18 protein-coding genes and 5 pseudogenes are annotated in these 21,670 nt (G+C 61.5%); 14 read left to right on the top strand and 9 right to left on the bottom strand.

The features are described from left to right. Nucleotides 1-115: 115 nt before the first annotated feature. Together AB3G45_RS03230 and AB3G45_RS03225 are read left to right on the top strand one after the other, a co-directional pair. Nucleotides 116-1,147, top strand: a pseudogene (locus tag AB3G45_RS03230) (zinc-dependent alcohol dehydrogenase family protein); the annotation flags it as partial. 33 nt (nt 1,148-1,180) lie between these two features. Continuing rightward, on the top strand, nt 1,181-1,702 hold the full coding sequence (locus tag AB3G45_RS03225; protein WP_367829345.1) for an N-acetyltransferase family protein: 522 nt from the start codon (nt 1,181-1,183) through the stop codon (nt 1,700-1,702). A gap of 15 nt (nt 1,703-1,717) precedes the next feature. Here AB3G45_RS03225 and AB3G45_RS03220 read toward each other — a convergent pair whose 3' ends face one another. From AB3G45_RS03220 to AB3G45_RS03200, 5 genes and pseudogenes are all read right to left on the bottom strand, one after another. Beyond that, entirely contained in the window at nt 1,718-1,822 is a 105-nt protein-coding gene (locus tag AB3G45_RS03220; RefSeq protein WP_367829344.1) for a hypothetical protein, read from the bottom strand. A gap of 85 nt (nt 1,823-1,907) precedes the next feature. Then, nucleotides 1,908-2,375, bottom strand: a pseudogene (locus tag AB3G45_RS03215) (MBL fold metallo-hydrolase); the annotation flags it as partial. A gap of 384 nt (nt 2,376-2,759) precedes the next feature. Next, nucleotides 2,760-3,236, bottom strand: coding sequence for an NUDIX domain-containing protein (locus AB3G45_RS03210; RefSeq protein ID WP_367829199.1), 477 nt, complete (start codon nt 3,234-3,236; stop codon nt 2,760-2,762). A 182-nt stretch (nt 3,237-3,418) separates the two neighbouring features. Next, nucleotides 3,419-5,038, bottom strand: a complete 1,620-nt coding sequence (groL, locus tag AB3G45_RS03205) for a chaperonin GroEL (protein WP_367829343.1) — start codon at nt 5,036-5,038, stop codon at nt 3,419-3,421. Nucleotides 5,039-5,061: 23 nt separating this feature from the next. Continuing rightward, nucleotides 5,062-5,202 carry a hypothetical protein gene (locus AB3G45_RS03200; RefSeq protein WP_367829198.1) on the bottom strand — a complete coding sequence of 47 codons (141 nt, stop codon included), beginning with the start codon at nt 5,200-5,202 and terminating at the stop codon, nt 5,062-5,064. Nucleotides 5,203-5,312: 110 nt separating this feature from the next. Here AB3G45_RS03200 and AB3G45_RS03195 point away from each other — a divergent pair, with 110 nt between their 5' ends. Beyond that, entirely contained in the window at nt 5,313-6,137 is an 825-nt protein-coding gene (locus AB3G45_RS03195; RefSeq protein WP_367829197.1) for a universal stress protein, read from the top strand. Nucleotides 6,138-6,270: 133 nt separating this feature from the next. Then, on the top strand, nt 6,271-7,827 hold the full coding sequence (locus AB3G45_RS03190; RefSeq protein ID WP_367829342.1) for an AAA family ATPase: 1,557 nt from the start codon (nt 6,271-6,273) through the stop codon (nt 7,825-7,827). A gap of 34 nt (nt 7,828-7,861) precedes the next feature. On the opposite strand, the gene AB3G45_RS03185 is transcribed toward AB3G45_RS03190, so the two are convergent. After that, the gene (locus AB3G45_RS03185) at nt 7,862-8,149 is read right to left on the bottom strand and encodes a host attachment protein (protein ID WP_367829341.1); all 288 of its coding nucleotides are present in this window, start codon (nt 8,147-8,149) and stop codon (nt 7,862-7,864) included. Between AB3G45_RS03185 and AB3G45_RS03180 the strand changes: the two genes are divergently transcribed. Next, entirely contained in the window at nt 8,033-8,977 is a 945-nt protein-coding gene (locus tag AB3G45_RS03180) for a tRNA-dihydrouridine synthase (protein ID WP_367829340.1), read from the top strand. The two genes, AB3G45_RS03185 and AB3G45_RS03180, sit on opposite strands and share 117 nt — an antisense overlap. A gap of 545 nt (nt 8,978-9,522) precedes the next feature. Here the strand turns inward: AB3G45_RS03180 and AB3G45_RS03175 are convergent. Continuing rightward, on the bottom strand, nt 9,523-9,819 hold the full coding sequence (locus AB3G45_RS03175; RefSeq protein ID WP_367829196.1) for a hypothetical protein: 297 nt from the start codon (nt 9,817-9,819) through the stop codon (nt 9,523-9,525). A 37-nt stretch (nt 9,820-9,856) separates the two neighbouring features. Between AB3G45_RS03175 and AB3G45_RS03170 the strand changes: the two are divergent. The 3 genes and pseudogenes from AB3G45_RS03170 to AB3G45_RS03160 all read left to right on the top strand — a co-directional run. Beyond that, a pseudogene (locus AB3G45_RS03170) lies at nt 9,857-10,015 on the top strand (IS6 family transposase); the annotation flags it as partial. 399 nt (nt 10,016-10,414) lie between these two features. Then, nucleotides 10,415-11,485: a GSU2403 family nucleotidyltransferase fold protein gene (locus AB3G45_RS03165; protein WP_367829339.1), complete on the top strand. Its 1,071-nt coding sequence runs from the start codon at nt 10,415-10,417 to the stop codon at nt 11,483-11,485. Nucleotides 11,486-11,678: 193 nt separating this feature from the next. Beyond that, the gene (locus AB3G45_RS03160) at nt 11,679-12,449 is read left to right on the top strand and encodes a hypothetical protein (protein ID WP_367829195.1); all 771 of its coding nucleotides are present in this window, start codon (nt 11,679-11,681) and stop codon (nt 12,447-12,449) included. Between the two features lie 313 nt (nt 12,450-12,762). On the opposite strand, the pseudogene AB3G45_RS03155 reads toward AB3G45_RS03160, so the two are convergent. Further along, nucleotides 12,763-13,251, bottom strand: a pseudogene (locus AB3G45_RS03155) (IS110 family transposase); the annotation flags it as partial. Nucleotides 13,252-13,420: 169 nt separating this feature from the next. Between AB3G45_RS03155 and AB3G45_RS03150 the strand changes: the two are divergent. Next, nucleotides 13,421-13,735: pseudogene (locus AB3G45_RS03150) on the top strand (transposase); the annotation flags it as partial. Between the two features lie 302 nt (nt 13,736-14,037). On the opposite strand, the gene AB3G45_RS03145 reads toward AB3G45_RS03150, so the two are convergent. Further along, nucleotides 14,038-15,594 carry a glycosyl transferase family protein gene (locus AB3G45_RS03145; RefSeq protein ID WP_367829194.1) on the bottom strand — a complete coding sequence of 519 codons (1,557 nt, stop codon included), beginning with the start codon at nt 15,592-15,594 and terminating at the stop codon, nt 14,038-14,040. A gap of 118 nt (nt 15,595-15,712) precedes the next feature. On the opposite strand from AB3G45_RS03145, the gene AB3G45_RS03140 reads away from it, so the two are divergent. From AB3G45_RS03140 to AB3G45_RS03120, 5 genes are all read left to right on the top strand, one after another. Beyond that, on the top strand, nt 15,713-17,800 hold the full coding sequence (locus AB3G45_RS03140) for a TonB-dependent receptor (protein WP_367829338.1): 2,088 nt from the start codon (nt 15,713-15,715) through the stop codon (nt 17,798-17,800). 73 nt (nt 17,801-17,873) lie between these two features. Continuing rightward, nucleotides 17,874-18,797, top strand: coding sequence for a siderophore ABC transporter substrate-binding protein (locus tag AB3G45_RS03135; RefSeq protein ID WP_367829193.1), 924 nt, complete (start codon nt 17,874-17,876; stop codon nt 18,795-18,797). A 46-nt stretch (nt 18,798-18,843) separates the two neighbouring features. Then, a complete protein-coding gene (locus AB3G45_RS03130; protein ID WP_367829192.1) occupies nt 18,844-19,809 on the top strand; it encodes an ABC transporter permease in 966 nt (321 codons plus the stop codon). A 76-nt stretch (nt 19,810-19,885) separates the two neighbouring features. Beyond that, entirely contained in the window at nt 19,886-20,770 is an 885-nt protein-coding gene (locus tag AB3G45_RS03125) for an iron chelate uptake ABC transporter family permease subunit (protein WP_367829337.1), read from the top strand. Next, nucleotides 20,767-21,525 carry an ABC transporter ATP-binding protein gene (locus AB3G45_RS03120; protein WP_367829191.1) on the top strand — a complete coding sequence of 253 codons (759 nt, stop codon included), beginning with the start codon at nt 20,767-20,769 and terminating at the stop codon, nt 21,523-21,525. The genes AB3G45_RS03125 and AB3G45_RS03120 overlap by 4 nt, the downstream gene beginning before the upstream one ends. Nucleotides 21,526-21,670 lie beyond the last annotated feature (145 nt).

The following is a 21,670-nucleotide window of genomic DNA, read 5'->3' as shown; positions in this document are numbered from 1 at the left end:
GCAGAAACTCCCTGAAACGGCTCGGTGTTGACCGGCATCAAAGCCCAGCCGGGACGACTGGCGCACATTTCTCCGCATCCGCAACAAGGCGCGAACTGTGCGAAGGAGAAAACTGATGAAGGCTCTTGTGTATGAAGGACCGGGACGCAAATCCCTCACGGAACGACCGATGCCCACGATTGCCACCGCGACCGACGCCATCGTGAAGGTCACGAGGACCACGATCTGCGGCACCGACCTGCACATTCTCAAAGGCGATGTGCCAACCTGCACGCCGGGCCGCATCCTCGGCCACGAAGGCGTCGGCATCGTCGAGGAGGCAGGCGCCGGCGTGACCCGGTTCGCCAGGGGCGACCGGGTCCTGATTTCCTGCATATCCTCCTGCGGCAAGTGCGAATATTGCCGGTGCGGCATGTATTCCCACTGCACGACCGGCGGCTGGATCCTCGGCAACACGATCGACGGCACCCAAGCCGAATATGTCCGCATCCCGCATGCCGACACCAGCCTCTATCCAATCCCGCAAGGTTCGGACGAGGAGGCACTGGTCATGCTGAGCGATATCCTGCCCACAGGCTTCGAATGCGGCGTTTTGAACGGCAAGGTGCAGCCGGGCGGGACGGTCGCCATCGTCGGCTCCGGCCCGATCGGGCTGGCGGCGTTGCTGACGGCGCAGTTTTACTCCCCGGCCGAAATCATCATGATCGATCTCGACGAAAACCGGCTTGCCGTCGCCAAACACTTCGGCGCCACGAAAGCCGTTCAGGCAAGCGGTGCGGAGGCTGCACGCCAGGTTCTGGCTCTCACCGGGGGAAAGGGCGTCGATACCGCGATCGAGGCAGTTGGACTGCGCGTCACCTTCGAACTCTGCCAGGAAATCGTCGCACCCGGCGGGGTCATCGCCAATATCGGCGTACACGAGGTCAAGGCCGACCTTCATCTGGAAAAGCTGTGGTCGCAGAATATCGCCATCACGATACGACTGGTGGATACCGCCTCGACCCCGATGCTCCTGAAGATCGTGCAGGCGGGCAAGATCGATCCGAAGAAGCTGATCACACACCGTTTCGGCCTCGACCGGATCGTCGATGCCTACGAGACCTTCTCCCACGCGGCCGACACGAAAGCGCTCAAGGTGATTATCGAGACCGACGCCGTGCGGGCGATCTCCGCCGGGGCGATGGACGACGATCTGAGCACCGCCCTCGTGACCCATACGGGGCTCATGCTCCATGTGCGCACGGTCAAACCTGAGGACGAGCCGCTGCTGGCGGAATTCTTCCGGCATGTGACGCCGGAAGACCTGCGCTTCCGGTTCCTTGGTGGTGTCCGGGAGGTGAGCCACGAACGCCTGCTGGCCATGACGAAGGTCGATCATGTCGCGACCGAGCACTTCCTGGCCTTCGCCGGCGGCAGCGACGCCATTGTCGCGGCGGCGATGATTGCTTGCGACCCATCGATGACGAAGGCCGAGGTCGCGATCTCCGTACGCGCCGACGACAGGCACAAGGGTGTCGGCTGGGAGATGCTGCGCCACGCAGCCCATTATGCGCAAAGTCGCGACGTCAGCACTCTGGAATCGCTGGAAAGCCGGGAAAACCATGAGGCCATCGAACTCGAACGGGAACAGGGTTTCGTCGCCGTCCCCTACCCCGACGATCCGACGCTTGTCCTCATCCGCAAGGATCTTCGGTCCGCCTGAGCCCCGAGTTTCTACTTACAACGAGAATTCCTGGTCGAGGCGCGGTACGACGCTCTCCCAACCCAGCTCGCGTCCTATGCGCACGCGCAAGGCTTCCGAGGCTTCGGGTTCCCCATGCACGATGAAGACCTTGCGCGCCGTCCTGAAGCGAACGGCCTCTCGTTCCGGCGGCCTGGAAGCCGGCGAGCAGGATCGTGTTGCGTGGATCCGGCGCGAAGGCTTTCAGATGATGCAGGACACGGCCGCCCGTCGCCATGCCGGATGCGGAAATGACGATCTTCGGAACGCGGCTTGAACTGATCGCCTTCGAGGCCTCGACGTCGTCGGTGTAGCGCGCGATGCCGAACACCGTCTTGCAGCTTTCGAGATCGAGCCGGTGATCCCCGGGATGCCGGCCCATGAGCCCGGTCGCATCGATGGCCATGGGGCTGTCGAGGAACACGGGAACGTCTCCAAGCCCCCCTGCCTGTTTCAGCTTCCAGAAATAATAGAGCAGTTCCTGCGCGCGCCCGACAGCGAAGGCCGGGACGACGAGCGTCCCGCCACGCTTGATCGTGCGCTCCGCGACCGCCCTCAGGGCGTCTTCGGGGTCGGTCTTGTCGTGAATGCGGTTGCCGTAGGTGGATTCGATCACGACATAGTCCGCCTCGACCGGCCGGGCCGGGTCCGGCATCAGCGGATCGCCGTAGCGGCCGATATCGCCGGAAAAGACGATCCTCTGCCCACCCCAGGGCAACTCCACCCATGCCGCACCGAGAATATGACCCGCGCGGTGGAACCGGAACCATGCTCCATTGGAAAGCCGCACGGTCTGGTCGAATTCAACGGTCGAGAAGTGCTCCACGGCGTTCTGTGCGTCATGGACGGTGTAGAGGGGAAGAGCCGGCTGGTGGCGCGACAGCGTGTGCCGGTTGAGGAATTCCGCGTCCTTTTCCTGCAAATGGCCGCTGTCCATGAGGATCAGCTCGGCGACATCGCGGGTAGCGGGTGTCGCATAGATCTTGCCACGGTAGCCCTCGCGCACCAGGCGCGGCAGATATGGTAGTTATTGCGCAGATCACCTGGTGACAGTAGCCAATTGCTTTTCCAGCGCCAGCAGCATGGGGCGTTGCCCATGCTGCATCTTGACTTTCGCAACCGGTAGTTTGAGCCAAGCCGCCCGATCGACCTCAGGATAATACTGGCGACAACCGGATCTCGGCGGCCACTCCAGTTCGAAGTGATTGCTCTGAATATTGGAGATATCAAAAGAAGGATCGGCGTTTACTGACCAAACGACAATCGTTTTGCCACTTGGCTGCCGGAATTCACCCAGACGGCAGAAGTTGCCTTGGACATAAATACCGAGTTCTTCTTTTGCCTCTCGAAGCGCAGCGGCAAACTCATCCTCACCGTCGTCGAGGAGCCCTTTGGGGATCGACCAGGCCGCGTCATCTTTCCTCGCCCAGAACGGCCCTCCGGGATGCACGAGAAGAACCTCAAGTTCATCCGCAGTCCACCGGTAGATTAGGAGGCCAGCGCTACGGGCGGGCATGGTGGCATCCCTTTGTTCGAAATCAGCTCCGCTCGCGTGCCCTGCCGGTCGCCGTCGCCCGCGTTGGGCTCTGTGCCGCGTGCTAAGAACCAGCCATCCTGACTTTCGGTTTCAGTAAGGGGCGGCGCTTTTGGGACGTTCGTATGCTTCTCCATCAAGGCCAACATAGATCAACGTATCTGCTACAACCCGGCTTCTGGCATTGAAGGCTGCCCCGATTTTTCAGGGATTTCCGTCATTGTGGCCTCGGTCAACAACAGGGTGCTAGCCACAGAAACCGCGTTCTCCAACGCCACGCGAACGACCTTGGTCGGATCGATGATGCCGGCCTCGACAAGATCGACATATTGCTTGCTTCCAGCGTCGAAACCGAAGTTCTTCTTGCCCTCAAGCATTTTCGCAACGACGACGCCGCCATCGACCGCGGAATTCTCCGCGATCTGACGAACGGGTGTTTCGAGCGCCCGTTTCAGGATCTGAATTCCGGTGCGCTCGTCGCCTTCGGCGAACTTCTCCTCGTCCTCGATGGTCGGGACGCAGCGCAGGAGCGCCAACCCTCCTCCAGGCACGATCCCTTCCGAAATGGCCGCCTTTGTAGCGCTGATCGCATCGTCCAGCGCATCCTTGCGGGACTTCATCTCTGACTCGGTCGGCGCCCCCACCTTTATGACCGCCACACCTCCGGCCAGCTTGGCCAGCCGCTCTTGCAGCTTTTCGCGATCGTAGTCGCTGGTCGTGTTGTCGATCTCCCGCCGTATCTGCTCGATCCTTGCCCTTATCGCCTTGCTTTCTCCGCTGCCACCGACGATGGTCGTGGTCTCCTTGTCGCAGACGACACGTCGGGCGCGCCCGACTTGCGCAATCGTCACGTTCTCCAATTTGAGACCCAAATCCTCGGAAATCACCTGGCCGCCCGTCAAGATAGCGATATCCTGGAGCATGGCCTTGCGTCGGTCACCAAAGCCTGGGGCCTTGACCGCGCAACTCTTCAAAGTACCCCTTATATGATTGAGGATCAGCGTGGCGAGCGCATCTCCCTCCACCTCCTCCGCGACAACGAGCAGCGCGGAAGCAGACTTGGCAACCTCTTCTAGGAGCTTGACCAGATCGTTCAGTGAACCGATCTTGCGGTCGACGACCAGCACGAGCACATCCTCCAGCACCGCCTCCATCTTATCGGGATCGCTGGCGAAATAGGGCGACAAGAAGCCCCGATCGAACTGCATGCCTTCGACGACATCCAGCACCGTCTCCGTGGTCTTGGACTCCTCAACCGTAATGACGCCCTCATCACCGACTTTTTCAAGCGCCGCACCGATCAACTCGCCGATCGCCGCATCGTTGTGCACTGAGATCGCCGCAACCTGCTCCCTTTCCCGCCGTGTGCGAACGGGCTTGGAAACCGCCTTCAACGCTTCGATTGCGCGGCGCGTCGCCCGGTCGAGGCCTCGCTTTATGTCAATCGCGCTGGCGCCCGCTACGACATTGCGGATACCGTCGGCAAGGATCGCGTGGGCGAGGATGGTTGATGTGCTGGTGCCGTCGCCAACCATTTCCCCGGTTTTTTCCGCGGCCTGCCGCAACATGCGCGCGCCGAGATTTTCTTCGGCATCCTTCAGGTCGAACTCCTTTGCAATGGTGACGCCGTCATTGCAGACGACGGGCGCACCCCACTTCTTCTCGATGAGGACGGATTTGGAGCGTGGCCCGAGCGTAACCCGCACGGCGTCGGCAAGTTGCGTAGCGCCTCGTAAGATTTTGTCGCGAGCCTCAGAGCGAAAAAGCACCTGTTTGTGAGCCATCATCTTGACCCTCTCGAATGTCGTCAGCTTCCAGTTCCGGCAAAGGCCAGATGATCCATATGTGCCATCATCATGAAGGCTTCGGGTTGATACGGATCAAGATCAGCGTCCGGCGGACGAAAATCTTTGCCTCCAGATGATGTCACGCGCGGTTCGTTTGACATGCGTCAAAGCCGTGGATCGCATTCTCTCAGATGCTTCAAAGGCTCGGGCTGTCGAGCAGGCCGAGCCCAGATGGGGGACCCCGCAAATCTACGAATGGAGGATTAGACCCATGGCGTTCAAAACAGTACTTGTGGTGACTGGCTCGGATCTCGGCAACGGAGATTTGCGGATGGGGGCGGATCTTTGCGAGGCGATCGACGCACATCTGGCGGTGCTTGCAGTCGAAATCGCGCCTCCACCGCCGATCGGAGACTATGCGATCGCATGGTACGACGAAAGGCAAGCGGGTATGGAAAAGCTGTACCAGCGTTGCGCAGCAGTTAAAGACTTTCTCTCTTCTCGGAGAGCTTCTGTGGACATAGCGAGCGAGTACCAAGAAGAGGCATGGACAGACGATATGATCGGCCGCCGAGCGCGATACACCGACATCGTCTTGGTTGGACCGGATTTGCTTTCCCACCCGTTGCTCAAGCGCAAGGCTCTCGAGGGGGCGTTGTTTTCTTCCGGCAAGCCCGTCCTAGTCGTACCGCAGGGCTACAAGGCGGACCTGAAGCCTAAGCACGTGATGATAGCGTGGGATTCTCGCCTGGAGGCATCTAACGCGGTTTCGCGTGCCATGGACGTGTTGATAGCGGCAAAGGATGTTCATGTGGTGCTGATCGATCCCTTGGAAGGCGACGGCGGGCAAGGCGCTGAGCCGGGCGCGGATTTGGCCACCTATCTTACCCGACATGGCGTCAAGATCACGGTCGATCGTCTGCCAAGCCAAGGCGGAACTGTTGCGGAAACTTTGCGACGCCACGCGGTGGACACCGCGACGGATATGCTGGTGATGGGCGGCTATGGCCATTCCCGTCTCCGCGAACGGATTTTTGGCGGCGTGACGAGGTCGATCCTAGAAGAGCCGCCGTTGCCCGTCTTGATGGCGCATTGACCACCGGCGCGGCCGTTGCCCGGCCATGGTCTGTCTTGTGTGAAGCCGCCGGGAAAGTGCCAGTTCCTCTTACGTCCGGTGTCCTGATGAACGAACAGACGCAACCTCGAACGTGAACTCAGGAGACGTGTCGATGCTCCCTTGCGGCCAAGCAGATGCCATCGCATTTCTGGCGCGCGGCGGCGTTTCTGCCGCGCAGACAGAGATCCTCGAAACGCATATTTCTAGGATATTCCTCACCGGCGACCGTGCATTCAAGATGAAACGCGCGGTGAAGCTGCCCTATCTCGATTTCTCGACACCCGAACTGCGGCTCGCCGCCTGCCGGAAGGAGGTCGAATTCAACGAGCCGACCGCTCCGGGACTCTACATCGGCGTGCGGCGCATCACGCGCGGTACTGACGGTCAGATTGTCTTTGACGGTAGCGGGATGCTGGTCGATGCTGTCGTGGAGATGAAGTGTTTCGACCAGTCGCTTCTGCTCGATCGCATGGCGGAGGCGGGCGCGCTGACGTCCGAACTAATGGCGCGAACCGCGTGCATGATCGCCCATTTCCACAATCAGGCGCCCGTCGTACATGCCGGCGAGGGCGCGGCAAACCTCGCCGCCGTCCTGGACATCAACAAGGCCGGTTTCGCGACGAGCCATGTTTTCAGGCAGGAGGAGGTGAGTTCACTCGACGCTTCCTTCCGCCGGGCGCTGGCACGCCATGCCGAGACGTTGAACGAGCGCGAGACCATCGGCAAGATACGCCGCTGTCATGGCGACCTGCACTTGCGCAACATCTGCCTCTTCGACGGCCAGCCGCGGCTGTTCGACTGCATCGAGTTCAACGACCGGATCGCGACCGTGGACATGCTGTACGATCTGTCCTTCCTACTCATGGACTTATGGCATCGCGGCCTCCCGCACCTCGCCAATCTGGCGGCGAACCGGTATCTGGACGAGACGGAAAATGAGGATGGCTTCGTTCTGCTATCTTTCCTGATGGCCGTAAGGGCGGCTGTCCGGGCGCATGTGACCGCGACGCAAATCGAAGAAGACGGGGATCCGTCCGGCGACCTGTCGGCACAAGCCCGGTCTTATTTCGACCTCGCCAAGCAGTTGCTTCGCGAGCATCCTGCGCAGTTGATTGCCATCGGCGGGCTAAGTGGATCGGGCAAGACCACGATCGCGGAGGCACTCGCCGCCGGCATCGGCGGCGCGCCGGGCGCCCGCATCGTCGAAAGCGACCGCATTCGCAAGGCCATGCATGGTGTACCGGTCGAGACACGCCTGTGTGAGAAAGCCTATCGACCGGAAATTTCCGAGCTTGTCTACCGGGAGATCGCCTGGCGGAGCGGTCTCATTCTGGCCGAAGGCGGAGCGGTCATCGCCGATGCCGTGTTCGACCGTCCGGCGGATCGCCAACGCATCGAACAGGTTGCACACGAGCGCCACCGTCCCTTCCTCGGCATCTGGCTTGACGTCTCTCCCGATGTGCTGTGGCGACGTGTCGAACAACGCCATGGCGGTCCATCCGACGCCACCGTCGACATCCTGTCACGACAATTGCACAAGGATTTAGGCAAGATCGAGTGGCGCCGGATCGATGCCGCGCGCAAGCCGACGACAATTGTATCCGACATTCTCTCGTTGGCGGTCGACCGCGTCCGCACCGGGACGGGCGTATCGCCCATTCCAGGCTGAAGCGCCGGATGAACCGGGAAACGGCGGGGAATGCTCAGGCGGCACCGTGCCGACCGACATCGGCCTCGAGCGCTCGATACAAATCTTGAGGCGGCAGTTTCGTCAGATCCTTGGCGATCTCCTTGACGACAGCCCGACGGAGCGTCGGCGTAAGCCTGAGACGGATGGCGCCGAGCATGCGTGGCTCGGCCACGACAACGATACGATCGAATTCCTGCGCGGTATAGGCCCGTATCAACGTATCACCTATGGCGATCTCGGCCTGTGGGACGATCTGACCGAAGCGGCTCTGGCTAGGGTCATCCGCGCGGCGCGGATCCATTCCGGCATGCCGATCGGCATCCAGCTGTCACATGCCGGGCGCAAGGCGTCCGGCGGCTTCGGCAAAGGCGATCCCATCGCGCCGGATGACGTCAGAGGCTGGCGTACCGTCGCCCCCTCGGCCCTGCCACTGGTCGAGGGCGGGCCAATGCCCGAAGTTCTCGATCTCGCCGGCATCGATCGCATCGTGGCCGCCTTTGGCGACGCCGCAGCACGGGCGGCGGCGATGGGGCTGAACCTGATCGAGCTTCACGGCGCGCATGGCTTCCTGATTCACCAGTTCCTGTCGCCGATCACCAATCGCCGCACCGACGACTATGGCGGCAACCTGGAAAACCGGATGCGCCTGTCTCTGCGGGTTTTCGACGCGGTCAAGGCAGCAGTGCCCGCGAGCGTCGCCGTCGGTATCCGCATCTCCGCAACCGACTGGGTCGAGGGCGGCTGGGATCTCGACGACAGCATCGCACTGGCCAAGGCGCTCGATGCGCGCGATTGCACCTATATCCACGTATCGGCCGGTGGCCTCGATCCCGAACGCCAGCAACTGCCGCAACTGGTTCCCGGCTATCAGCTGCCCTTCGCGGAAGCGATCCGGCAACGCGTCAAGATGCCGGTCGTCGGCGTCGGGTTGATCACCGAACCGCGACAGGCCGAGGAGGCGCTGGCCACGGGCAAGGCGGATCTCATCGCGCTGGGCCGCGGAATGCTCTACAATCCCCGCTGGCCCTGGCATGCAGCAGTCGAACTGGGCGCAAGCGTGACCGCGCCCTGGCAATATCATGCCGCTGCCCCGCGGGCCAGCAAGGCGTTGTTCACACAGACTGGCTGAGTTCACGAAACCCTTCGTCTCTTCCGCCCAACCACCGGGTGATGGGACGAACCGATCCCGCCAAGCGACGTATGAATGGACAAAAAGGAAACGAGCCCATAACCCTCAGGGACAAGTCAGTGATCGTGATCGGCGCAACCTCCGGCTTCTGTCACAAGAACGCGCGTGTGACGTCCTAAGCCAAGAGGCGATGGCGTTTTCAATTGTCTCATCAGACCGCTTGAGAGACTGGCGGACAATTTTTTCCGCAGCGTGGAACCAGAATCGGACGGTGTCGTTACGGTTGCGTATTGCAACGGAGGAACTGCACCTGTGGAAAAAGAGCCTGAAGCTCATAAGCCTAGGTGTTCCTGGACGATGGCCACATCGATATCGACTCCAACCTCGTGGAAAACGCGATCCGCCGACCGGGCAGACCTGAGTCATTGTGCACTCCCTCTCTAAGTGTCTGTAAACATTGGGAGCGTCTCCGTGTCAGTGGTGCGACACGGGCGACCCTTTCGGGCTATCGCGGCCTGAACCGTCGCAGAGTAACGGCCCGATTGCTACCACGAGGAATATGTCTTGACGCGTGCGGCGATCTCTTCATCGAGGACAAAGCAATCGAGGAACTCCTGCCATTTTTCGGCTGACCGACGCGCTTCAGTCAGCATCTGCCTGAGTTCGTCAATGCCATCGTCTGTCAGAGCGGGTGTGCTCTCGTCATCTCCGGTCACGACGCTGATGATATTCCCATAGGTCAGGTTGTCATCATTGCTGATGATCTCCCGGAGGAGGTCGACGTCCTCATCGAGGATTTCGGCGACATAGTTGATGGTGAAGACGAAGCTGACCGTTGCCATCAGGCGGCCTCGGCGCAGATGATTGCCGCTGTCTGTTGGCTTCCAGTCCTTCAAAACGGCGCGCCGGACGATCGCCGGGTTCGAAGCGATGCTGTGGCTAAGGAAAGGCTTCGGCTTCACCGGCGACGGGACCGTCAACGATCAGAACGATCTGCTCGCGCGCCTCTTCGGACTTCAAAAGGTTAACAAAGCGTAAATACGCTGAAGATCACGGGGCAGCTTTGACCTTCTCAACGGTTTGCGACAAGCTCCCGATCGTGGTAACCACCTCCTTAATGCGATCCGGCTGCGTTGATTCAAAGTGAAACAACCGTAAAGATACCCGCGTTCTCAGAGTGTTGCGCGGAAAGAGCAAGAACGTTATAAGGGACTGCATATTTCCTTATAACTGCCTATTATAAGATATTGGACATTTCCTTATAACACGGATGGCTCGATGAAGCCTGAGGCCGAAATAGCAAGGGAACGCTTGGAGAAGGCGACGGCTGACATGGCCGCCGAACATCGCTTTGGCGGGCCGACGGCATGAACATCGGAGATCGAGATGATGGAAGAGGCGACGGCGCTAACCAAGGCCGCCCGGAGATCGCGACAGATGAAGCAAATCGACCTAGTGTATCGCACGGCTTTCGCGGAACTCGCGCAGCGGACATTCGACGCCCAATTCGAAGCGGACTTCCCGCTGGATGGTCGGTTCGTCTCCGTCCCCGTCAAGGCGCGCAATTACTGGTATTTCGAATACCCAACGGATGACGGCGACAAGCGGCGCTATGTCGGGCCGGAATCCGACGAAGAGATCACGGCGCGCGTAAAGCGGCATAAGGAAATCAAGGATGACATCCGGGAGCGTCGTCGTCTCGTCGGCATGCTCCAGCGCAGCGGCGGCATGGCCTCCCCTGATCGCTTCGCGGGCGAGGTGACGAAAGCCCTCGCGGACGCTGGCCTCTTCCGTCTCCGTGCGGTTCTGATCGGCTCCGTGGCCTTTGGCTGCTATTCGGGCCTTCTCGGCGTCCGTCTCCCTAATACCGCCATCCAGACTGGTGACGCGGACTTCGCGCAGGATTTCGCGATCTCTGCCGGGGTCGAGGACAGCCTGCCGCCGATCCTCGAAATCCTGCAATCCGTCGATCCGACATTCCGGGCGGTCCCGCATCAAGCCGACAAGACGAAGGTTGTGGCCTTCACGAACTCGGTGAATTACCGCGTCGAATTCCTTACGGGCAACCGGGGATCGGACGAATATACGGGCAAGCCCTCCCCCATGCCCGCCCTCGGCGGCGCGTCGGCCGAGAACCTACGGTTTCTCGATTACCTGATCTACGAGCCTGTGAGGACCGTGCTGCTGCACCGGGAGGGCGTGAGCGTGAACGTCCCCACCCCCGAGCGGTATGCCATCCATAAGCTGATCGTGTCGTCCAAGCGGCTCACGGATGCGCTCGGACGTGCGAAGCGGGACAAGGACCTCCTGCAAGCCTCGTTGCTGTCCGAGGCGCTCGTGGAGACGAAACAGGGCTATGTTCTGGCCGACGCGTATAGGGAGGCATGGGATCGCGGGCCGTCGTGGCAGGAGGGGATCGTGGCAGGCCTCGCCATGATGCCTGACGATGGCAAAACAGCTCTGGCAGCCGCCCTCGGGGTGAAGCCCGACGAACTCGGCAAGGCGTAGGGGATGATGGAGGGGGCAGCGGCTGTGGACGCAAGGAACAAGACGACATCTGACAAAATCCGAGCGCTCTCCTCGGAAGGGATGGAGACGGCTGAGCCTGCGCTATAGCGGCCCCGCGGGGAACTATCCCGTCTATACATGTCGCGCTGACCGCGGCCACGACGCAGGTCCTTTATGCCAGGAAATACGTGCATTGCCGGTTGACGCGCGTATTGACCGCATCCTGCTTGAGGCCCTGACGCCGGACAGGATCGCCATTGCCATTGCCGCGCTGGGCGAGATCGAAGAAGAAACCCGCCAGCTTGAGCGACAGTGGGCTCTACGGCGCGAACGGGCGCGCTATGAGGCTGAGCGGGCACGACGGCAATATGATGCGGTCGAACCGGAAAACCGTCTGGTGGCCCGCTCGCTGGAACGTGGATGGGAAGAGAAGCTGCGTGCGGCCGAGGCCATCGAGCAGGATTATGAACGGTGGCGACAAGACGAACCCCTGGTCCTCAGCGAGGCCGATCGCGAGAGTTTGCAGGCGCTCGGGGAAGATTTGCCCGGCCTCTGGCATGCCCTGTCGACTACGCCGGCCGAGCGGAAGAGCATCCTGCGTCTCATCATCTGTGAAGTCGTCCTCGACCAGAAGCGCCTGCACGGACAGGTCTGGTTCAAAATCCTGTGGCAAACGGGTGCGACAAGCGAACACTCGGTCCAGAGGCGCGTTCACACCTATGGCGAATACATCGATATCGACAAATTACGGGCACGCGTGAGGGAGCTGAACGCCGCGGGCAAAATGGACAAGGAAATCGCCTCGGCGTTCAACGCGGAAGGCTTCCTTGCGGCACGAAATTGCGCCTTCAAGGGTGAGAATGTCTGGCTCTTGCGCAAACGCTGGGGCATTCCAACCGTTAAGATCAACGGGAAAAGCTCCAATCCCCTCCAGTGGCCGGACGGAACCTACTCCGTTGTCTAATCGCATGCTCAGGGTCAAGCGGATTTTGAACGCGCTGCGTGGTTACCGTGTTGCAAGTGGTGTATTGCGGCATCTTTCTTACTTCTGTGGATTCTGCATCGCTATTTCGTCCGGTGCTGGGAGCAGTGTTGTCTCCGCGGTCGACACGTGGTCGCCGCACGATGGGTTTTCGCAGGGTGGGTCTTCCTATGTTCAAGACGCAGTCTCGAGCGAGCTGCGACGGAATCGACGGAATGACCCAACCAACGTCCACAGCAGGGACGCCCAGTTCTCAATCGGGTTGAGGCACTGAGGTAGGCAGGCCGGCTCTCGCTTATGCGGGATCGCCAGCCAATGGATTGAACACTTCCCCGGTTTTGAGCATGCTATGCATGATAACAGCAAGCTTTCGCGCGACAGCAACCGCGGCACGCTTGAAGCCCAGCCGCTCACGCAGCTTCAGTCCCCAGGTTTTGAGTCTGCATTCGGTTCTGGCAGTGGTTCTTGTTAACAGAACGGTTGCCGCCTCGTAGAGTAATCCCCGTAGCCGGCCGTCACCGCGTCGCGAGATGTGGCCATCATAGTCGATCTCGCCTGACTGATAACGTCGCGTCGTCAGCCCGAGCCAAGCGCCAACAGAGCGCGAGGTGGCGAAGTTTTCAGGATCTTCGATCGCGGCAATGTAAGAGACGGCCGTGACGGCACCAACACCCGGGATCGTCATCAGCAGCTTCGTAGACTGGCTCTGTCTGGAGACTGCAAGCAACTGATGATCAAGATTGGCCACGTGCTTACGTATGTCGCGCCACGCCTCGAGCAGGGGCTTCCCCTCTTTGCGCGTTCGAGCGCGTGTGTTTGATTGGGCGATCCAGCATTACGGAAATCATCATGGCCAGCGGTCGCGTGACCGCGCTGATAGGCCGGACATACGACCGCACCGCCCGACTTGGAAAATTACAGCAGCAGCGTCTTGCTAAACGGGCCGTTCCACATATGAGGGGGGCCGTGAGTTCGCAGCCTGGCTGGGCCTCGTCCCCAGACAGCACTCGACCGGCGGCAAACCAAGGCTGGGGCCATCTCGAAAATGGGCAATAGGCATCTGCGCAAGCTTCTCGTGGAAGGGGAGCAGTGACACACCCTTGGCGAATTGGGCGCGAGGCTTGCTGGCGAAGAAGCCGTTGAAGCTTGTAGCTGTCGCGCTCCCCAACAAGATCGCCCGCATCGCCTGGGTGATCATGGCGAGGAACATGGACTTCCAGCCGGGCAACTTCGCCGGCGGCAGCGCTGAGGTCGCAGCCTCGACCTGATCACGACAGTGCCCTTCGGGCAAAACAGTTGGCGGAGTGACGATGACATGATGTGACAGCGAAAGCGGAATGGACCGCACGAACCGAAGAACCCGTGGTGATGTCTTGCGCGTCAACGTGATAGGGATCGGTTCAGGCGGACAACATCAGGGCCAGCGGTCCATTGTGCAGCGCAAACAGGCCGGAGACATGACTGCACCCGACCCGCAAAGCTCAATCATCATCCAAAGCCACATTGCCAAACGGGCGCCATCCAGACATGACATCACCGCATTAACGGCCTTGAACGCCGTCGCGCCAAGTCATGCGGGCAGTTTTCTGATAGGTTGGATATCGCGGCCCTGCCAAAGGGCCGCCGCGTGATCTCTTGCAGCTTCCAGTGTCGGGTAGCGGCGGCCGCGGATTGTCAAGAGGGCTGCGGCCGCCGTATCGATGACAATGGCCTCGGCAACCTCGTCCCGTGCCGCACCGGTCCAGACGGCATGCCAGTATTCGCGGCTTGTGTAAGCGGCAGGCGGGGGCGTCGCGACGATGCGCTTGCGCGCGGCGACACGCGCATCCAGCGCCTCGCCATCGACAAGCCGGTAAAGCGGCGTCGCCCGCAACGGGGTGGATTCCGCAAAATCCCGGTTTCCCCCAAGGATCGACAAATCGCGCAAGCCGAGCAGCATTGCGGTGTCGCGAAGGAGGTCGCGGCGCGACGGCATCGCGACCCCCAGTAGGGTTGCCGAAGCGCCCAGCGGATTGAGGAGATGTACGACGGCGTTGAGCGGCAGGCGCATCTCCAAGAGGTTGTAGAGACCGAACAGGCGCTGGATCTGCGTTGAGGCCCCGCCGATGGGCAGATAGGCAATGGACCCGGTCGCAAGAGCCGCTCTCGCCTCGACAAGCGAAGCGCAGACGGGAATGCCGGCGGTCTTGGCGGCAAGCTCGAGCTTACCCGCTTCCGGCCCCTGCCCGTAATGGCCGTGCAGCATCACGCGGTAGCCGGCCTGCGCAACGAGCCGCGCCGCATGCAGGAACCAGGGCGGGCTTTTCAGTTTCGGCGAGACATAGGCCGGCCAGTCGAGATCGGCGAGCCCGTCCGGCACGTCATAGGCGCCGATATGCCGACGCAATGCCTTGATGAAGCCCGCCATTTCCGCCGCCGTGACGCCGCGATACTGCATGGTCGCCAGCAGCGCCCCGACCTGCACGGGATCGGCCTCACCGTCGAGAATGATGGCTAGCGCGTCATGGGCTTCTTCCAGCGCGAGTGGCCGGCAGCGGCCGATGCCGCTGCCTGACGTCGCTATATACTTTGCCAGCCGCTTCTGCGGTTCGGCGTTGTGACCGATACGGGCGAGCTTGCGGGCGAAATCATCGGGAGTCGGCTGGCCCTGCAAGAGCACGCTTGGACGAACGGCAAGCGGCGGGGCGGAGATCAGCGGCGGATGGGACCAGTCCGAGGGCGCCGCCGGGCTGGGCGGTGTCACAGGCTCCACCGGCGCCGCGATGATCTGCTCGGTCTCCGCCGCAAGCGCTCTCAGCCGCAGGCGCAAACCTTCGGCGAACGGTGTCGGCACGAGGCCCTTGGCGGTTCGGGTGAAAAGCGGGTCGAGATAGATCTCGCGCAACTGGCCGAGCATCCGGCTGACGGCCGAGCTTTGGAGACCGAGGCCGGCGGCGGCTTTGGCGACGCTCGCCTCGCGCAATAGGGCATCGAAAACAACAAGCAGACGCAACTGCCCAGGACGATCCAGTTTGACGACGGGATCGCTTGCGCCTTTGACCTCTGTTTTTGTCTGTCGGAGGCTACCGCCCATCTCAGTCAGTCCAGCAAATTGCGATAATTCGAATTTAGAATCATTCAAAATCACCGCCGTTGACCCTCCCCCTTCCGACTACATAAGTTGACCTGTCTCCTCAAGTTAATGCGGCGAGGGGTAACACAGATGTGAATGCAAGGGGGCATGCATGGCGAACGGTGCGGACAGGATGATGGATCGGAACAAGCGGCGGGCGCAGCGCTGGAGCGCAGCCCTTCTGGCCGGTACGGCGCTGATGGTGCCCGGCGCAGCCCTGGCACAGGAAGAGCAGGCGGAAGCGACGGTTCTCGACCAGGTGGTGGTGACGGCCACCGGTTTCGAGCAGAGCGTCAAGGACGCGCCGGCGAGCATCACCGTCGTGACGCGCGAAGAGCTGGAGAAAGGCTCGTTCCAAGATCTGACCGACGCCCTGCGCGAAGTTCAGGGCGTCTCGGTTACGGGCGTCGCGAACGAGAAGGACATCTTCATCCGCGGCCTTCCCGGCACCTACACGCTCATTCTCGTGGACGGCAAGCGCCAGAGCACGCGCGACGCGCGCCCCAACGGCAGCTCCGGCTACGAACAGAACTTCATTCCGCCGCTTTCGGCCATCGAGCGCATCGAAGTCGTGAAGGGGCCGATGTCGTCGCTTTATGGCTCGGATGCCATAGGCGGCGTGATCAACATCATCACCCGCAAGGTGGCCAACGTCTGGTCCGGCTCCGTCACGACGGAAGGCACGCTCCAGCAGCATTCGCGCTTCGGCAACAGCGGCAAGGCGTCCTGGTATCTCAACGGACCGCTGTTCGAGGAAACGCTCGGCATGCAGCTCTGGGGCAGCGGCTATCGCCGGGGCGAGGACGCGGTCACGGGCGGCACGCTCGGCGCCAAGGACATCGACCTCACGGCACGCCTCACCTTCACGCCGAACGAAGACCACGACATCATGCTGGAAGCCGGCCGTCAGCGGCTGAAGCGCGACGCGACGATTGGCGACACGCTCGTTGCCGGCGACAGCGAATCCTTCCGCCTGAACACGCGCGAACACTGGTCACTGTCGCATACCGGCCGCTGGGGACCGACAACGTCGGACTTCTCCATCCAGCAGGAATGGGGCCAGCGCAGCATCTACACCTATGATGCCGTCACGGAGCGCTATGCGCTCAATCCGCGCGAGCCGGAAATCCGCAACACCGTCATCAACGGCAAGTTCACGACCCCATTCGAGCTTCTGGGCCAGCATATGCTCGTCACGGGCGGCCAGTATTTCGAAGCGCGCCTCGCCGACCAGAATCCCGGCCGCCGCACGGGTCTCACCGAGACCTTCTCGGCCACGCAATGGGCGCTGTTCGCCGAAGACGAATGGCGCATGGTCGAAGACTTCGCGCTGACCAGCGGCCTGCGCATGGACCACCACGAGCAATACGGCGCGCATTTCAGCCCGCGCGTGTACGGCGTCTGGAAGGCGACGAGCGACCTGACCGTGAAAGGCGGCATCTCGACCGGTTTCCGCGCGCCTGAAATCCGCCAGATCGCGCCCGGTTATGCCATGACCACGGGCGGCGGCGGCTGCACCAACGGACCGGAGGGCACCTGCGGCGTCATCATCGGCGATCCCAATCTCAAGGCCGAAAGCAGCACGAGCTATGAATTCGGCGCGGTCTGGGACAATGGCGACGTCATCCTGAGCGGCACCTATTTCTACACCGACTTCAAGGACAAGATTTCCAACGCGCTCGTGCTCAATCCCGACGGCACGATCGCCCGCTGGGACGAGGATCCGAATTACCGCCTCTGGTACAACTACAATGTCGATGACGCGGTCATGCAGGGTGTCGAACTCGCCGCGACATGGCATGCCACGCCGGACCTGTCGCTGCGTGCGAGCTACACCTACACCAAGTCGGAACAGAAGACCGGCACCTTCGTCGGCTTCCCGCTCGCCCGCACGCCGGAGCACACGGGCAACATCCGCGCCGACTGGACGACCAGCGTGGAAGGCCTGACGACTTGGGCGAGCGCGAACTATCACGGTTCGGAAATCGCCGCCGGCGCCCGTATCGGCACCAACGGCTCGCCGGTCATGATCAACGGCCAGGAGGGACGCAAATACGATCCCTACGCCACGCTCGACCTAGGCCTGCAATATGTCGTCAACGACAATGTCACGCTGAACGCGGCCGTCTACAACGTCTTCGACAAGAAGGTGGAGCCCACCGATTTCAATGCGCTGGGCGAAGGCCGCCGGTTCTGGGCCAGCATGAAATCGCAATTCTGATCATTGCGCGGGGAGCAATCCCCGCGCCTTTCTCGATGGGCAGGGCCCGTTCGAAACTGCAGGAGCTGAAAACATGAAACTCTCCCGGTCCGCGTCGCTCTTCGCCGCGCTCGCCTTCATCGCAACGGCGCTCTTTGGCAGCGCCGCCTCGGCAGCCGACATCGTGATCAGGCACAAGCAGGGCGAGGCGACATTCGCGGCCAAGCCGGAAAAGGTGCTGGTCTTCGATCTTGCCTCGCTCGATACACTCACCGCCCTCGGCGTCGAAGTGGCCGGCGTCCCCGGCGGCGGCAAGCCCGATTATCTCAAGAGCTACAACGACGAGAAATATCTGAAGATCGGCACGCTGTTCGAGCCGGATTACGAGGCCGTCAATGCGGCCGAGCCGGACCTGATCATCGTCGCGGGCCGCTCGGCCGCCAAATACCCCGAGCTTGCCAAGATCGCCCCCACCATCGACCTCACCGTCGATGCCAAGAACTATATCGAGGAAGCGAAGAACAACGTCGCCACACTGGCCGGCCTGTTCGACAAAAAGGCCGAGGGCGACGCGCTTCTCGCCAGGCTTGACAGCGCCGTTGCCGACCTGAAGACGCTAGCGGCCGGCAAGGGCAAGGGCCTGCTGATCCTGACCACCGGAGGCAAGATGAGCGCCTACGGTCCCGGTTCGCGCTTCGGTATGCTGCACAGCGCCTACGGCGTTTTGCCAGCTGCAGAAACGCAAAATGTCGGCAACCACGGCCAGGCCATATCGTTCGAATATATCCTTGAAACCAATCCCGACTGGCTCTTCGTGATCGACCGCGATACCGCGATCGGCCGCGAGGGCACGGCTGCTGCCCAGTTCCTCGACAATGAGGTCGTCAGGCAGACGAAGGCCTGGCAGGGCGGAAACGTTGTCTATCTCGATGCGGCGGCCTGGTATCTCGTCGGCGGCGGTATTTCCTCGATGCAGCGGACGGTCGACCAGCTCGCCGCAGCCCTAGGAAAATCTTGAAACGACAGGCGGGGCACATAGCGACCCCGCCTGGCATGACCGGTGAATGCCTGACTTGAAGTATGTCCTTGCCCTTTCAGCCCTGCTGCTGCTTTCGGTCGTGAGCGTCCTCATCGGCGTGAGCGACCTTTCGCTTTCCGCCCTTCTTGCAGGCGAAAACGCAACGGCGCGGCTCGTGCTCATCGAGGTGCGCATTCCGCGCACGCTGGCGCTGCTCTTTGCCGGCGCCGGCATGGCCGTCTGCGGCACGATCATGCAGATGCTGGCACGCAACCGCTTCGTCGAGCCCTCGACTGCCGGAACCGTCGAATCCGCCGGCCTCGGCATTCTTGTGGTTCTGCTTCTGGCGCCGGACCTGTCGGTCTATCTGAAAATGCTCGTCGCGACGGCCTTCGCGCTTGCCGGCACCGGCCTCTTCCTACTGATCCTGACGCGCATTCCGCTGCGCTCGCCGCTGATGGTGCCGCTCGTCGGCATCATGCTCGGCGGCATCATCAGCGCGGTCACCACCTTCTTCGCCTATCGCTACGACATGCTGCAATCGCTCGGCGCTTGGACGACCGGAGACTTCTCCGCCGTGCTGCGCGGACGTTATGAATTGCTTTGGCTGTCGCTTGGCCTGACCGCCCTTGCCTATGCTGCCGCCGACCGGTTTACCGTGATCGGCATGGGCGAGGCCTTCGCCACCAATCTCGGCGTCCACTATGGCCGCGTCGTCACGCTCGGCCTCGTCATCGTCTCGATGGTCACGGCCGCCGTCGTCGTCACGGTCGGCATGATGCCGTTTCTCGGCCTCATCGTGCCCAACCTCGTCGCCATGGCGATGGGCGACCGGCTGCGCCGCTCCCTGCCCTGGGTCGCGATCATCGGTGCCGGCCTCGTCGTCGTCTGCGACATGATCGGCCGCCTCGTCATCGCGCCGTTCGAGGTACCCGTCGGCACAGTGCTCGGCATGCTCGGCAGCGCCTTCTTCCTCTATCTTGTCCTGAGGAGACGTTTGCGTGCAGCCTAGAGCCGTTCTCCTTGCGCGCTCCCGGCGCACGCTCATCCTGCTCGGCATTGCCGCTGCCGCCGTCTGTCTTCTCTTCATGACGCTCGGCGCCAAGGGAAGCTGGTCCTTCGTCTTGCCCTTCCGCGGCGTCAAGCTTGCCGGCATGCTGCTCGTCGCCTATGCGATCGCCCTGTCGACCGTGCTGTTCCAGACCATTACCAACAACCGCATCCTCACCCCGTCGATCATGGGTTTCGATGCGTTGTATGCGCTGATCCAGACGGTGATGATGTTCTTCCTCGGCGCACAGGTGACGAGCACCATCGATCCACGTCTGCTCTTCGTCGTCGAGTGCGGCGCCATGATGCTCTTCTCCTGCCTGCTCTATCGCTGGCTCTTTTCGGGCGCCGTGCGTAGCCTTCATGTGCTGATGCTGGTCGGCATCATCTTCGGCATCCTGTTCCGCAGCGTCTCAGGGTTTCTCCAGCGTGTGATCGACCCGAACGAATTCATCGTGCTGCAGGACCGGCTCTTTGCGAGCTTCAACAGCTTCGATACGGGTCTGCTCGCGCTCTCCGCGCTCATGATCGCCGGGGCGGGCATCGCGGCTTGGCATCTCTTCCCCACCTTCGACATCCTCGCCCTCGGCAGGGAGAGCGCCATCACGCTCGGCGTCGCGCATCGCCGTTTGACCACGCAGATCCTCGTGCTGATCGCCGTTCTAGTCTCGGTATCGACGGCGCTTGTCGGCCCGGTCACCTTTTTCGGTCTCTTAGTGGCGAGCCTCGCCTATCAGATAATGCCGCTTAACCTGCACCGCTTCACGCTGCCAGCCGCCGTGCTTGCTGCCGTCATCAGCCTTGTCGGTGGCCAGCTCGTGCTGGAGCGTATGCTGGCCTTCGACACCGCCGTCGGCATCGTTATCGAATTCGTCGGCGGGCTTGTCTTCCTAATCCTGCTCGTAAGGGGAAAAACCCGATGATCCGCGTGGAAAACGCTATAAAGCGCTATGGCGAAACCATCGTCGTGGATGGCGTGAGCCTTGAATTCGCTGGCGGCGGCGTGACGGCGATCATAGGCCCGAACGGTGCAGGAAAATCCACGCTCCTGTCAATGGTTAGCCGCCTCATAGCCCTTGATGCGGGAACGGTCAGCATTGATGGCCTGGATGTCACGAAGACCGCGAGCGACGTGCTAGCGCGGCGCCTGTCCATTCTCCGGCAGGACAACCAGATGGCCTCACGCCTGACCGTCGGTGATCTTGTCGCCTTCGGCCGCTATCCCTATTCGCGCGGCCGGCTGACTGTGGAGGACGCGCGCCATATTGAAGACGCGCTCGGCTATGTGGATCTTTCCGACCTGAGAGACCGCTTCCTCGACCAACTCTCGGGCGGTCAGCGGCAGCGCGCCTTCGTCGCCATGGTGCTCTGCCAGGATACCGACTACGTGCTCTTCGACGAGCCGCTCAACAATCTCGACATCCGCCATGCCGTCTCGATGATGCGCATGATCCGCCGCGCGGCCGACGAACTCGGGAAGACCGTCGTCGTCGTGCTGCACGATATCAACTTCGCCTCCTGCCATGCCGACCACATCATCGCTATGCGCGAGGGCCGGATTCTCAGGCAGGGGCCACCGGAGGAGATCATCGATCCAGTTGTGCTCGAAGCACTCTATGGAACTACATTCGAGGTGAAGGTATCAGCCGGTAAACGGCTCGCCAACTACTATTTTTGAATGGCTGGCCCCAAAAGACCCCCGGCGCAACGCACATAAGGAACATCTAAAACCAACAAAAGCAGCATCATTAAGCTCTTGAAGGGATGTGAACCTGAGACCTGCTATTTCGTTTTTTGCTCTGTGCCGGATTATCTAATAGCTG

It is taken from the genome of Shinella sp. S4-D37 (assembly GCF_040812195.1).
Classification (GTDB): Bacteria; Pseudomonadota; Alphaproteobacteria; order Rhizobiales; family Rhizobiaceae; genus Shinella.
The sequence above is the reverse complement of the archived record's forward strand: the minus strand, read 5'-3'. Positions and strand labels throughout refer to the sequence as shown.